Raw genomic sequence first — 13,601 nt, 5'->3', positions numbered from 1 at the left:
GACGGCGCTTATGCGCCGAGAAACGGCTCGACTTCCCGGCCTGGCATGAAAAGCCCAAGGCGCTTGATTTCCCATTCGAGACGAATACCCGAATTTTCGAAGACCCGCTTGCGCACGGCTTCACCGAGATATTCGAGATCGTAGCCCGTCGCGTGGCCGGTATTGATCATGAAGTTGCAATGCAGCGACGACATCTGTGCGCCGCCGATCACCATGCCGCGACCACCCGCCTCGTCGATCAGTTCCCAGGCGGAATGACCTTCCGGGTTCTTGAAGGTCGAACCGCCCGTCTGTTCGCGGATCGGCTGAACCGTCTCGCGGTGATGACGCACAGCATCCATGTCGGCGCGGATTTTTGCACGGTCTTCCGGATACCCCTCAAACAGCGCACCGGTAAAGATCAGATCCTTGTCCGCACCCGAGTGACGGTAGCTATACTGCATATCGGCATTGGAAAGGACGTGGCTGTTGCCCTTGCGATCCAATGCGTAGACTTCGACAACGCGATCGCGGGTCTCGCCACCATTGGCGCCGGCATTCATGCGCAGCGCGCCGCCGATGGAGCCTGGAATGCCATAGTAGAAATGGAAGCCGCCAATGCTGTTGTCCATCGCCATGGCAGCGATATGCTTGTCCGGGCAGATCGCACCGGCCTTGATGCGGTTCTCGCCCGCAAGCTCCACCTGACCGAAGCCCTTGGCGGAGAGACGCACAACCACGCCTGGAATGCCCCCATCACGCACGAGCAGGTTGGAACCGACGCCAACAACTGTCAGCGGAACATCGTCCGGCAGAAGCTTGAGGAAGGTGATGAGATCATCGGTATCGTGGGGCTGGAACATCAGTTCCGCAAGACCACCGGCCCTGAACCACGTCACGCGGTCCATTGGCGAGTCCGGCGTCACACGTCCTCTTAGTTCCTTTACTCCGTCGCCGAGCCTTCCCAGCAACTTTACCCCATCCACCTGTCTCATGCAGACTTTCCTGAAATGCTATCCAATTCCGAGGGCAGCGCCGCCGCCCACTGCGTAATATTACCAGCCCCCAAGAGAACCACGAAATCACCCGGATTCGCAATGGCTGCGACCGTCTTTGCCAGATCGTCGCGCGAGGCGAGGTATCGGGCATCGCGATGTCCCGCAGCTCTGGTTGCGGAAACCAGCGTCTCGGAGTTCACGCCCTCAATGGCATCTTCACCCGCAGCATAAACCGGAGCAAGAAGAATCGTGTCTGCATCGTTGAAGCAATGGGCGAAATCCTCGAAAAGGCTCGACAGGCGCGTGAAGCGGTGAGGCTGATGCACGGCGATGATACGGCCCTGGCAAGCCTCACGTGCGGCCTTCAACACCGCCTTGATTTCCACCGGATGATGACCGTAATCGTCGAAGACCTGAACGCCGTTGGACTCCCCCGTCAACGTGAAGCGACGCTTGACCCCACCGAAGGAGCCGAGCCCCTTCTTGATGTCGGCCTCTGAAATGCCAAGGCGGTTGGCAACGGCGATCGCCGCCGTGGCGTTCGAGATATTGTGACGGCCGGGCATCGGCAGGACGAGATCCTTGAAGGAAAACACCTTGCCCGTGCGGCGACGGCGGATCTCCACGTCGAAGATGGACTTCGTGCCGTCGATGCGGACATTGGAGAAGCGCACATCGGCCTGCGGGTTCTCACCATAGGTGATGACCTTGCGGTCCTCGATCTTGCCGACAAGCGTCTGCACTTCAGGATGGTCGAGGCACATGACGCCGAAGCCATAGAATGGTACGTTTTCCACGAACTGGCGGAAGGCTTCACGCACGGCATCGAAATTGCCGTAATGGTCGAGATGCTCCGGGTCGATATTGGTCACGACCGCCACATCGGCGGGAAGCTTCAGGAAGGTGCCGTCGGACTCATCGGCCTCCACCACCATCCACTCACCCTCGCCCATGCGGGCATTGGTGCCGTAGGCGTTGATGATGCCGCCATTGATCACGGTCGGATCGAGATTGCCGGCTTCCAAGAGCGTCGCCACCATGGAGGTCGTCGTGGTCTTGCCATGCGTACCGCCAATGGCGATCGCATTGCGAAAGCGCATCAGTTCGGCCAGCATTTCCGCCCGGCGAACGATCGGCAGGTGCTTTTCGCGCGCGGCAACCAGTTCCGGATTGTTCTTCTTGATAGCGGTCGACACGACGACCACTTCTGCGTCACCCAGGTTCTCGGACTTGTGACCGACGAAAACCTCGATGCCCTTGTCGCGCAGACGCTGCACATTGGCGCTGTCTGCCTGATCGGAACCCTGAACGCGATGGCCGAGATTGTGCAGCACTTCGGCAATGCCGCTCATGCCGATGCCGCCAATTCCGATGAAATGGACAAGACCGATGGCTTTCGGCATCTTCATGGATGCACTCCTTCATTCTTCGATTTGAATTGCTGAACGCTTGTCCCTGCGGCGATCGCCTCCACAAGATCGGCAAGGCGCTTGGCGGCATCCGGCTTGCCGGTCGCCTTGGCGGCAACGGCAGTCTTTTCCAGTCGCGCCGGGTCGTTCATCGCGTCTGCCAGAAGGGCAGAAAGTGCCTTCGGCGAAAGCTCGGGCTGCTTGATGACGCTGGCGCCGCCAGCGGCAGAAAGAGCCGCCGCATTGGCCGCCTGATCGTGATCGAGAGCGTGCGGATAGGGAACCAAAACAGACGGACGGCCGATCACGGAAAGCTCCGAGACGGTCGAAGCGCCGGAGCGGCTGATCACCAGATCGGCCTGCGCGATCCGCTCGGCCATATCGCCGAAGAATGGCGAGATATCCGCCTTGACGCCAAGCTTCTTGTAAGATTCGACAACGCTGTCCTTGTCTTCGACGCGAGCCTGCTGGGTCAGTTTGATGCGGTTGCGCAGATCATTGGGCAACAGGCAGATGGCAGCAGGAACAGCAGCCGAGAAAAACTGAGCGCCCTGGCTTCCGCCAAACACCACGAGATTGAAATCTTCACCCGCCTGAGATGGCGTATAGGCAATTTCGGCAGCAGACAGCACCGCAGGGCGGACAGGGTTGCCCGTCATGACGATCTTGTCACCGAACTCGCCCTGGTTCTCCGGCAGGAAGCCACCGGCGATCGCCTTAACCCGCTTTGCCAGCGCCTTGTTGGCGCGGCCCATGACGGCATTCTGTTCATGCAGCAGCGAAGGGACACCCATGCCGGTCGAAGCGAGAAGCGGCGGCACTGTCGGATAGCCGCCGAAGCCGACGACGGCAACCGGCTTCAAGCGCGTCATCAGCTTGCGCGCAGAGCGAAGACCGGTCCAGAGCGTGGCAAGCGCCTTGATCACGCGGATCGGGTTCTTCGAACCGATCGTCGCAGACGGCACGACGTGAATTTCGTCTGCGGGAAATTTACCCGCATAGCGCTCGGCACGGCTGTCGGTCACCAGATGCACGGAGTAACCGCGCGCCTTCAACTCATAGGCAAGTGCCTCTGCCGGAAAAACATGGCCGCCGGTTCCGCCGGCGGCAAGCAAAACGATACCCTTGCTCATCACTCTTTTACTCCGCAGGAAGACCCGCGCCGACGCGGAAGAAGCTGCGCTCCTGTGCGCGCTTCTCGGGCCTGTGTCGTGTCAGCGCCAGCAGGAAGCCAGCCGTCACGCATATAGCCATCATCGAAGAACCGCCATAGGAAATCAGCGGCAGCGTCATGCCCTTGGCCGGCATGAGTTCGAGATTGACGCCGATATTGATCATCGACTGGATACCGATCTGGAGAACCAGACCAGCCACCGCAAAGCGGACGAAATCGTCCTTTTCCTTGAAGGCGTGGCTTAAGCCGCGCAGCACGATGAAGGCGAAGATCGCAACCAGGGCCATGCAGAAGACGATGCCGAACTCTTCCGCAGCAACGGAGAAGATGAAGTCGGTATGGCTATCGGGAATGATGCGCTTGACGATGCCTTCACCCGGTCCCTGGCCGAACCAGTCGCCGCGAATGATCGCTTCACGCGCCGTGTCCACCTGGAACGTGTCGCCCTCACCCGTCCAGAAACGGTCGATACGACCCGCAACGTGCGGCAGCATCAGATACGCGGTGACGATACCACCGACGCCAAGACCGCCAAGCATGATGATCCAGAACCACGGCACACCGGCCATGAAGAACATGCCGCCCCAGACGACGGATGTCAGAATCGTCTGCCCGAAGTCCGGCTGTGCAATCAGAAGGGCTGCAACAATGCCGAAGGTGATGATGGCGAAAAGATTGCCCGGAATTTCCGGATGACGAGCCCGCTCGGCAAAAAGCCAGGCGCAGACAATGACGAAGGCCGGCTTCATGAATTCGGATGGCTGGATGGAGAAGCTGCCGATCGAAATCCAGCGGCGGGCACCTTTGACCTCGATGCCGAAGAACAGCGCGAAGATCATCATCAGCAGTGAGGCGATCAACAGCACGATGGCGACGCGCCGCACCTGGCGCGGCGAAAGAAACGACAGACCGATCATGATCGCCAGCGACGGGACGATGAACATCGCCTGGCGCTCGACGAAGAAGAAGCTGTTGAGACCGATGCGCTCGGCAACTGCGGGGGACGCAGCAAAGGACAACATCAGGCCAATGCCGATGAGAGCAATGAAGGCCGCCAGGAAGAAGCGGTCGATTGTCCAGAACCACTCCGCGACTGGACCGCGGTCAGTACGGCTTACCATGTCTTCAGTGCTCCTTTTGCACTTCCACCAGCATCGTCACACCATCTAGTGCAGCGACGTGGGAAACGAACGAATCACCACGTATTTCAAAATTCTTATATTGATCGAAACTTGCGCAAGCCGGGGAGAGCATCACGACGTTGCCGCTTGCACCATCGGCAAGGGCATCGGTCGCGGCATGCTGTACCGCCTTGTCCAGCGTGCCGGAGATCTCGTAAGGCACCGCTTCGCCCAGCGTCGCAGCAAATTCCGCCGCCGCCTCGCCAATCAGATAGGCCTTGGCGATGTGGGGAAAGAGCGGTGACAGGCTGGTGATGCCGCCGGCCTTGGGCAAGCCGCCAGCAATCCAGTAAATCCGCTCGTAGCTCGACAGCGCCGGCGCCGAAGCGTCTGCATTGGTCGCCTTGCTGTCATTGATGAAGGTGACGTTGCCACGCCGCCCGACGGGCTGCATGCGATGCTTCAGGCCCGGGAATGATGTCAACCCTGCCCTCACCTCATCGTCGGAGATGCCGACCGCAAGGCAAGCCGCGATCGCAGCGGCCGCGTTCTGGGCATTGTGGCTGCCGCGCAGCGTCTGGATGCCGTCAAGATCGACGAGCAGCGAGGACGTGCCCCCTTCGGCCTTCATGATCCGGCTGCCTTCGGCATAAAGCCCGTCCGCCACGACATTGCGCTTGGATATCCGCGTGACGTTCACGCCAGCACGTTCGATGCGGTCTGCAATCAGCGTGCAGTAGCTATCATCGACGCCGACGATGGCGGTATCGCTTCCTGCAACGAGACGCTCCTTCACATCGGCATAATGCTGCATCGTGCCGTGGCGATCGAGGTGATCCGGCGTCAGGTTGAGCAAAATACCAGCGGTCGGGCTCAATGTCGGAGCAAGATCGATCTGATAGGACGAGCACTCGACGACATAGAAGCGTTCTGCTTTCGGCGGGTCGAGGCTGAGAACAGCCGTGCCGATATTGCCGCCAAGCTGTGTGTCGCGACCTGCCGATTTCAGAATATGCGCAATCAATGCCGTCGTGGTGGATTTGCCATTGGTGCCGGTAATGGCAATGAATGGGCAATCCGGCGCATGAGCGCGGCGTTCGCGAACGAAAAGCTCGATATCGCCGATCACCTCGACGCCCGCCGCCCTGGCGAGATCCACAGACCAGTGCGGCTTCGGATGTGTCAACGGCACGCCCGGCGCCAGCACGAAGACGGCCAGCTTCGACCAGTCCAGCGTGCGCAGGTCAGCGGTCGGGATACCCTCGCTTTGCGCCTTCGCAACACTGTCGGGATTGTCATCAAAGGCAATGACATCGGCGCCGCCGGCGACCAGGGCCTTGGCGGTCACGAGGCCGGAGCCACCAAGACCAAAGAGAGCAACCTTCTTGTCCGCAAGTGAGGTGACGGGGATCATCGCTTACCTCAGCTTCAGTGTCGCGAGGCCGAGCATGGCGAGACCGACGGAGATGATCCAGAAGCGGATGACCACCTGGCTCTCCGTCCAACCCTTCTTTTCGAAATGGTGGTGGATCGGCGCCATCAAAAACACGCGCCGTCCGGTGCGCTTGAACCAGAAGACCTGGATAATGACCGAGAGCGTCTCCATGACGAACAGACCCCCGACGATCACCATCACGATCTCATGCTTGACCGCGACGGCGATGGAGCCGATCAGGCCGCCAAGCGCCAGAGAACCGGTGTCGCCCATGAAGATGGCCGCGGGCGGCGCATTGAACCAGAGGAAGCCGAGACCGGCACCGATCACGGCACCGACGATCACCGCAAGCTCACCGGTTCCGGGCACGAAGTTGATCTGAAGGTAGTTCGCAAAGATCGCATTACCGACGAGATAGGAAATCACGCCGAAGGTCGCAGCCGCAATCATCACCGGCACGATGGCAAGACCATCGAGACCATCGGTCAGGTTGACCGCGTTACCGGCCGCGACGATGACGAAAGCGCCGAAGAGAACGAAGAAGTAGCCGAGATTGATCACGAATTCCTTGAAGAAGGGAAAGGCGACCGAGCTTCCAAGCGTTCCGCCATGCGGTGCCGTCGCAAGTGCAATCTTCATCATGAAGAAGGTGGCGATGGCAGCGATAACGAATTCGATGCCGAGACGCGCCTTGCCGGAAAAACCCTTGTCGCTCTGCTTGGTCACCTTCAGGTAGTCGTCGTAAAAGCCGATGGCGCCAAAGCCGAGCGTTACGAGAAGAACCGCAACCACGTAGACATTCGACAGATCGCCCCAGAGCAGCGAGCCGCCGAGGATGCCTGCGAGGATCATCAAGCCGCCCATGGTCGGCGTACCGGCCTTCTTGAAGTGGGTCTGCGGGCCATCGGCGCGGATCGGCTGACCCTTGCCCTGGCGAATGCGCAGCGAATTGATGATGGCCGGTCCAAACAGGAAGACGATGAGAGCGGAGGTGAAGAGCGCTGCACCCGCCCGGAACGTGATGTACCTGAACAGGTTGAAGATTTGAATTTTGTCCGACAGTTCAACGAGCCAGATCAGCATGTTTGCCCTTTCGAAAGGCGGTCGAAGCGGCGGGCGGGAGGTAAGGCCAGCGCCGCTTCAAGGTCCTTGTTTCCGTATCGAGCGCAGAAAGCCGAAGATTTCGGGCTTTCAGGCTTCCTAATTCTGGCGCTCCGTCTCGGGGAATGCCGGATACTTGTCAAGAAGAGCCGAGACAATCTTGCCAAAACCGATGCCAAGTGACGATTTTATCATCACCACATCGCCCGGCTGCACCCATTTCAACACGAAGTCAGCCAGCTCAGCGGTCGTCGGGAACCAGGACACATTGACGCTTTCGGGAAGCGCATCGCGAAGATGCGCCATCGATTCTCCGGCAAGCCACACATGTTCGATGCCGGCAGAAAGGATCGGACCGGATAGCTCTTCATGCACCTCCGCGGCAAACTCGCCCATCTCGAGCATATCGCCGAGAACCGCGATGCGACGCCCGTTGCCGCGCACTTCCGCCTGCGCCAGAAGCGCAATCGCCGCGCGCATCGAGGCCGGGTTGGCGTTATAGCTCTCGTCGATCAGAAGGAACGACCCATCGCCGACCGAAAGGCGGTGGCGCTCTCCCCTGCCCTTGACGGCTCGAAGATCGCCGAGCGCATGGAAAGCGCGATCGAGGTTGGCACCGGTCACAGCGACGACGCCAAGAGCAGCCATGGCATTTTCTGCGACATGGCGACCCGGCGTGCCAATATTCAACTCGCTGGTCTCGCCGTTGATGATCGCCCAGATGGTCGAGCCGTTCGGCGTGCTTTCGAAATCCGCCAGCCGGAAGTCGGCCTTGGCGTGCTGGCCGAAAGTCAGAATATGTTCGATGCCGACATGAAGTGCTGCCGCCTCAAGCCGCTCGAATTGCGCATTGTCGCGGTTGAGGATCACCGCACCGCCGGGCAAGACGCCCTCGAAAATTTCAGCCTTTGCGTCGGCGATCTCTTCGAGACTGTTGAAGTTGCCGAGATGCGCCGCCGCAATGGTGGTGATGATGGCCACATGCGGCTTCACCTGCTTCACCAGCGGACGAATTTCGTTCGGATGGTTCATGCCCACTTCGAACACGCCGAATTCGGTATCGGCGGGCATACGCGCCAGCGTCAGCGGCACGCCCCAGTGATTGTTGAAGGACGAGACCGCCGCATGCACCTTGCCCGATGGGGCCAGCACCTGCCGCAGCATTTCCTTGGTGGTGGTCTTGCCAACGGAACCGGTGACCGCAATGATGCGTGCCGAGGTCCTTTCACGCGCAGCAATACCAAGCTTGACGAGGGCGGAGAGAACATCATCGACGACGATCATCGGCACCGTCAGCCGTCCAAGTGCCGGCAGCTTGGCCTCGGCGACGACCATCAGGCTCGCGCCATTGGCAACGGCAAAACTTGCATAATCATGGCCGTCGACCCGGTCGCCCTTGATGGCGAAGAAGGCTTCGCCCTGCTGCACCGTGCGGCTGTCGATGGAAATTCCCGTGATACCTTGCGGCAGATTGCCGACCGGACGTCCCGACGTAACGGCAATCATGTCCGCAACTGTCCATAACCAGTTCAAATCCTCAATCCTTCCAGCGCCGAACGCACCTGTTCATGGTCCGAAAACGGCAGCGTCACGCCACCAATGATCTGACCTTCCTCGTGCCCCTTGCCCGCAACGATCAATGTGTCTCCATTCCCCAGCATCGACACGGCATGGCGGATCGCCTCTGCGCGGTCTGCGATTTCCACTGCACCGGGCGCCGCCGCCATGATTTCGGATCGAATGGTGGCAGGCTCCTCGGAGCGTGGATTGTCGTCCGTGACGATCACCACATCCGAAAGCCGTGTTGCCACCTCGCCCATGATCGGACGCTTGCCCTTGTCGCGATCACCGCCGCAGCCAAACACAGTGATGATGCGGCCCGAGGTGAAGGGACGCACGGAGGTTAGGACATTTTCCAGCGCATCGGGCTTATGGGCATAATCCACATAAGCCAGCGCGCCATTCTTCGTCTGTCCGACGAGTTCGAGACGACCGGCAGCGCCGATCAGCTTTTCCAGCGCCTTCATCGCCACCGGTGCGGACACGCCGGTCGACATGGCAAGACCCGCCGCGACCAGCGCGTTGGCAACCTGGAAGTCGCCCGCAAGCGGGATATCCACCTCGTGGATTGCGCCTTCGTGATGCACCTCGATCATCTGCTTGTGGCGGAAGTGCTCGACGCGCTTCAACGCCAGATAATCGCCCTTGCGGCCAACCGTGCGCACATCGTGACCGGCCTTTGTCGCCACCTCTATCGCCTGAGCCGACCATGGATCGTCGGCAAAGATGACAACCGGTGAGCCCTTCGGCAGCAGCGTATCGAACAGCCGCATCTTCGCGGCCATATAGTCCTCGACCGTTGGATGGTAATCCATATGGTCGCGACCGAGATTGGTAAAACCGGCAGCAGAGAGTTTCACGCCATCCAGACGACGTTGATCAAGACCGTGGCTGGATGCTTCCATCGCCGCATGGGTCACACCTTCGGACGCCAACTCGGCCAGAAGCGCATGCAGCGAAACCGGGTCGGGCGTTGTCAGCGAACCATATTCTTCGCGGCCGGGCGCAATCACGCCAGTCGTGCCGATCTGCGCGGCTGGATGACCGGCGAAAGCCCAGATCTGTCGGGTGAAGGACGCAACCGACGTCTTGCCTGCCGTGCCGGTGACGGCAACCATCGTCTCAGGCTGCTTCCCATAGAAGCGGGCAGCGGCAAGCGCGAGATACAATCTTGGATCGGAAACGACGAGAACCGGCACATCTGCGGAAACGGGCTGGCCCGAAACGATCGCGGCAGCACCCTTGGCAACCGCGTCCTGCACGAAGGTCGCGCCATCCGCTTTGTTGCCCGAAACGGCGACAAAGAGCGCGCCCGGCTCGACCTTGCGGCTGTCCGCCGTAATCGAGGTGATGGTCAGCGCTCCGGCATCTGCGCGAAGCAATTCATTCAGTTCCGGAAACGACTGTCCCGATAGATCTCGCAAATTCATTAATGTGTCCGTCATGTCCCCCCGACGCGAATCGCCGGTCCATCATAAGCTGTACCAATCAATAAGACACGAGCAAGGCCGAGCCATCCTTGCCGAACTTCGGCTTGACGCCAAGGATCGCAGCCGAGCGGGTGATGATGTCATGCACCATCGGGGCCGCGGACGTACCTGCAAGTGCCGCACCATTGCCCTTGTCCGTCTTCGGTTCGTCGATGAAGGAGAGGACCACATATTCGGGCTTATCCATCGGGAAGGCCGATAGGAAAGCGTTGAAGTTCTTGTCGTGGACATAGCGGCCATTGACCACCTTGTCGGCCGTTCCGGTCTTTCCGCCGACGTTGAAGCCTTCGACGCGGGCGTTACGGCCGGAGCCATTGACGCCGTTCCATTCGAACAGGAAGCGCATGTCGCGGCTGGTGGTCGGCTTGATCACTTGCTTGGCCACAAGGTCGGCCTGTTCGACGGTGCGCGGCAAGAAGGTCGGCTCGATCAGCTTGCCGCCATTGACGAGGGCCGCACCGGCAATTGCCGTCTGCAGAGGCGTGGTCGATACACCGTGACCGAAGGAAATCGTAATGGAGTTGATCTTCTTCCACTGGCGCGGCTGTGTGGGCATCGCCACTTCCGGCAGTTCCGTCTGCATCCGGGACAGCAGGCCAAGACGCGTCAGGAATTCCTTATGCCCTTCGGTCCCAACCGTATCGGCAATTTTCGCCGTACCGATATTGGACGAGTACTGGAAGATTTCCGGCACCGACAAGATGCGTCCCTTGCCGTGGAAATCCTTGATGGTGAAGCCACCGATGCGGATCGGGAAGCGCGCATCGAAGGTGGAGCCGAGCGAGATACCGCCTTCGTCCAGACCCATGGCGATGGTGAAGGACTTGAAGGTCGAGCCCATTTCGAACGTACCGTTCGACATGCGGTTGAGCCAGCCTTCCTTGGCGCCTTCCGCCGGGTTGTTCGGATCGTAGTCCGGCAGCGACGCCATGGCAAGGATTTCGCCCGTATGCACGTTGATGACGACGGCACCGGCGCCAATCGCCTGGAACTTCTGAATGGCGTTGACCACCACTTCGCGCACGATTGCCTGGACGCGCAGATCGATGGAGAGCTTCACCGGCTCAAGCGGCTGGTCGGAGGTCATGCCAAGCGCTGTCAGATCGGCCAGCCCCTGGCTGTCGAGATAGCGCTCCATGCCGGCAACGCCGCGATTATCGATGTTCACGTGACCGACAACGTGGGCCGCCGTCGGACCACCCGGATAGAAGCGGCGCTTTTCAGGACGGAAACCGATGCCGGGAATGCCAAGGGCCAGGATCTGGCTCTGCTGCTTCGGCGTCAACTGACGGCGCAACCACTGGAAGCGCGAATTGTTCGTCAGCTTCTGATAGGTGCCGCGCGTGTCGAGATCGGGCAGAACGGTGCGCAGCTTCTCGATGGCCTCATCCACGTCAACGATGCGATGCGGCTCGGCAAACAGCGACACGGTGCGGATATCGGTGGCCAATACTTCGCCATTGCGATCCAGAAGATCGGGACGCGAGGCCATCAGCCTGTCGGCGGGCGCAATACTGGAAACGGTTTCCTGCTGGGCCAAGCCATATTGCACCAGACGACCGCCGATGACGCCATAGAAGCAGACGAAGCCGAAGATCAACAGGCCAACGCGGCTCTTGGCCTGCGAAGCGCGCTTCTTGCGTGCGCCCTCAAAGGCAGCATGGTCCGCCCCACCGATCGTGCTGGCGGAAAAATGGGCCTTGCTCTTCAAAACCATGACGCGAGAGAGAAAAGACATCAGTCCACCGATCCTGTTATCGTTTCATCCATTTCGCCGGACTCGTCGCCAATCGGCGCTTTCGCAGCAGGCATTGGCTGCTTGGGCACACGGGCCACGTGCGAGCGCGGCGCTGGTGCCGGAACAGGCTTGCCGCCCGTGGCGACGATCTGGCCGGCAGGTGCCGATTTCGGCTTGGCACCACCAAGTGTGGCGCCCGGCTTGGAGCCGTTGACCGCAGCAGCAATCACGTCCTCGACGCTCATGCCCTCCGGCTCTGGCGGCTGGGGCAGTTGCGAACGCAACATGGGCAGCTCCTGCGGCTGTGCGAGTTGCGTCGGCAGCGTCGGCGTCAATTGAAGATCGGCCTGATAGGCGTTGACCAGACGATGCAATCGGTTCGGCTGCGTCAGAAGCGCCCAGTCAGCGCGTAGAAGATCGATCGTATCGCGCTCGAGTTTGATTTCGGCTTCAAGCTTCTTGACGGATTCAAGCTTGAGATCGGCCTGATGCTTGATGGAATAGGTGACGACGGCCGCTGACACCATCACGCCGACGAGAATGAGGTCGAGTGTGCGCAGCATGTCAGCCTCCCATCTTTTCAAGGCTGGCGAGATCGGGAAGTTCGAAAATGGAAATGTCTGCCGGACGTGCCGGAGCGGTGGTGCGGATGCCGGCACGCAGCTTGGCGGAACGGGCGCGCGGGTTCAACTCCGCCTCTTCCTCGCTCGCTGCAATCATCGGCTTGCCGAGCGAATCGAAGATCCCCGGCTTGTCTTCCACCATCGGCATGTGGCGAGACCCTGCCGCGCGACCGGAACGGTCGGCGAAGTACTTCTTCACGATACGGTCTTCCAGCGAGTGGAAGGTGACGACGACGAGACGTCCGCCGGGCTTCAACACCTGTTCGGCCGCAAACAAGGCCTTTGCCAGCTCGCCCAACTCGTCATTGACGAAGACGCGCAGCGCCTGGAAAACGCGGGTTGCCGGATGGATCTTGTCCTTCGCCTTGCGCGGCGTGACGATTTCGATCAGCCCGGCAAGGTCGCGCGTCGTGCGGAAGGGCTCCTCCGCGCGCTTCTTTTCGATGGCACGGGCAATGCGTCCTGACTGCTTTTCTTCACCGAGAAAACCGAAGATCCGGATCAGGTCGCCGACCTTGCAGCGGTTGACGACATCGGCTGCGGAGACGCCGGACGCCGACATGCGCATGTCGAGCGGTCCGTTTTTCTGAAAGGAGAAGCCGCGCTCGGCCTCATCGATCTGCATGGAGGAGACACCGATATCCAAGACGACGCCATCAAGGCCTTGTGCAGGCGCATGCGCTGCCAGGTCGGAAAACTGCGATTGAATAAGAGAGAGCCGCCCGCCATTGGCGGCAACCATCGGCTGGCCGCCAGCGATGGCAGTGGGATCACGGTCAAGAGCTATGACATTCGCACCGCGCTCGAGGATCGCCTGGGTATAGCCGCCAGCGCCGAAAGTTCCGTCGAGAATGATCTTGCTTTCCGCGGGATCGAGCGCGCTTAGAACTTCGCGAAGAAGAACCGGAATGTGGCGAACAGGTCCGCCACCGGCATCAGAAGATCGTCCGCCAGAATTCGCCGCCATTCCGTG

Annotated in this window: 11 protein-coding genes; all 11 read right to left on the bottom strand. The window is 60.3% G+C overall.

Going from position 1 to position 13,601, the window contains the following annotated elements:
- Positions 1-8: 8 nt before the first annotated feature.
- A complete protein-coding gene (gene murB / locus AC07U5_RS05940) occupies positions 9-974 on the bottom strand; it encodes a UDP-N-acetylmuramate dehydrogenase (RefSeq protein ID WP_062426524.1) in 966 nt (321 codons plus the stop codon).
- Positions 971-2,386 carry a UDP-N-acetylmuramate--L-alanine ligase gene (murC, locus tag AC07U5_RS05935; RefSeq protein ID WP_438370402.1) on the bottom strand — a complete coding sequence of 472 codons (1,416 nt, stop codon included), beginning with the start codon at positions 2,384-2,386 and terminating at the stop codon, positions 971-973. The genes murB and murC overlap by 4 nt, the downstream gene beginning before the upstream one ends.
- The gene (murG, locus tag AC07U5_RS05930) at positions 2,383-3,519 is read right to left on the bottom strand and encodes an undecaprenyldiphospho-muramoylpentapeptide beta-N-acetylglucosaminyltransferase (protein WP_494722532.1); all 1,137 of its coding nucleotides are present in this window, start codon (positions 3,517-3,519) and stop codon (positions 2,383-2,385) included. Before murG ends, murC begins: the two co-directional genes overlap by 4 nt.
- A gap of 7 nt (positions 3,520-3,526) precedes the next feature.
- Positions 3,527-4,681: a putative lipid II flippase FtsW gene (gene ftsW / locus AC07U5_RS05925; protein WP_062426521.1), complete on the bottom strand. Its 1,155-nt coding sequence runs from the start codon at positions 4,679-4,681 to the stop codon at positions 3,527-3,529.
- Positions 4,682-4,685: 4 nt separating this feature from the next.
- A complete protein-coding gene (gene murD / locus AC07U5_RS05920) occupies positions 4,686-6,095 on the bottom strand; it encodes a UDP-N-acetylmuramoyl-L-alanine--D-glutamate ligase (RefSeq protein ID WP_494722531.1) in 1,410 nt (469 codons plus the stop codon).
- A gap of 3 nt (positions 6,096-6,098) precedes the next feature.
- A complete protein-coding gene (gene mraY, locus AC07U5_RS05915; RefSeq protein WP_062426519.1) occupies positions 6,099-7,199 on the bottom strand; it encodes a phospho-N-acetylmuramoyl-pentapeptide-transferase in 1,101 nt (366 codons plus the stop codon).
- Positions 7,200-7,316: 117 nt separating this feature from the next.
- The gene (locus tag AC07U5_RS05910) at positions 7,317-8,750 is read right to left on the bottom strand and encodes a UDP-N-acetylmuramoylalanyl-D-glutamyl-2,6-diaminopimelate--D-alanyl-D-alanine ligase (RefSeq protein WP_062426518.1); all 1,434 of its coding nucleotides are present in this window, start codon (positions 8,748-8,750) and stop codon (positions 7,317-7,319) included.
- The gene (locus AC07U5_RS05905) at positions 8,747-10,207 is read right to left on the bottom strand and encodes a UDP-N-acetylmuramoyl-L-alanyl-D-glutamate--2,6-diaminopimelate ligase (RefSeq protein ID WP_494722530.1); all 1,461 of its coding nucleotides are present in this window, start codon (positions 10,205-10,207) and stop codon (positions 8,747-8,749) included. The genes AC07U5_RS05910 and AC07U5_RS05905 overlap by 4 nt, the downstream gene beginning before the upstream one ends.
- 58 nt (positions 10,208-10,265) lie before the next feature.
- On the bottom strand, positions 10,266-12,005 hold the full coding sequence (locus AC07U5_RS05900; RefSeq protein WP_062426516.1) for a peptidoglycan D,D-transpeptidase FtsI family protein: 1,740 nt from the start codon (positions 12,003-12,005) through the stop codon (positions 10,266-10,268).
- A complete protein-coding gene (ftsL, locus tag AC07U5_RS05895; RefSeq protein WP_062426515.1) occupies positions 12,005-12,568 on the bottom strand; it encodes a cell division protein FtsL in 564 nt (187 codons plus the stop codon). The genes AC07U5_RS05900 and ftsL overlap by 1 nt, the downstream gene beginning before the upstream one ends.
- Before the next feature lies 1 nt (position 12,569).
- A complete protein-coding gene (gene rsmH, locus AC07U5_RS05890) occupies positions 12,570-13,595 on the bottom strand; it encodes a 16S rRNA (cytosine(1402)-N(4))-methyltransferase RsmH (protein WP_494722529.1) in 1,026 nt (341 codons plus the stop codon).
- Positions 13,596-13,601: the final 6 nt, after the last annotated feature.

The organism is Agrobacterium sp. GW821-FHT02D03, from assembly GCF_059421725.1.
This window is presented reverse-complemented; position numbering and strand designations above follow the sequence as displayed.

Bases quoted from the DNA above. Each gene is read 5' to 3' on its own strand.
- AC07U5_RS05900 (WP_062426516.1), bottom strand. From the start codon at position 12,005: ATGTCTTTTCTCTCTCGCGTCATGGTTTTGAAGAGCAAGGCCCATTTT.
- mraY (WP_062426519.1), bottom strand. From the start codon at position 7,199: ATGCTGATCTGGCTCGTTGAACTGTCGGACAAAATTCAAATCTTCAAC.
- rsmH (WP_494722529.1), bottom strand. From the start codon at position 13,595: ATGGCGGCGAATTCTGGCGGACGATCTTCTGATGCCGGTGGCGGACCT.
- murG (WP_494722532.1), bottom strand. From the start codon at position 3,519: ATGAGCAAGGGTATCGTTTTGCTTGCCGCCGGCGGAACCGGCGGCCAT.
- ftsW (WP_062426521.1), bottom strand. From the start codon at position 4,681: ATGGTAAGCCGTACTGACCGCGGTCCAGTCGCGGAGTGGTTCTGGACA.
- murB (WP_062426524.1), bottom strand. From the start codon at position 974: ATGAGACAGGTGGATGGGGTAAAGTTGCTGGGAAGGCTCGGCGACGGA.
- AC07U5_RS05905 (WP_494722530.1), bottom strand. From the start codon at position 10,207: ATGAATTTGCGAGATCTATCGGGACAGTCGTTTCCGGAACTGAATGAA.
- murD (WP_494722531.1), bottom strand. From the start codon at position 6,095: ATGATCCCCGTCACCTCACTTGCGGACAAGAAGGTTGCTCTCTTTGGT.
- murC (WP_438370402.1), bottom strand. From the start codon at position 2,386: ATGAAGATGCCGAAAGCCATCGGTCTTGTCCATTTCATCGGAATTGGC.
- ftsL (WP_062426515.1), bottom strand. From the start codon at position 12,568: ATGCTGCGCACACTCGACCTCATTCTCGTCGGCGTGATGGTGTCAGCG.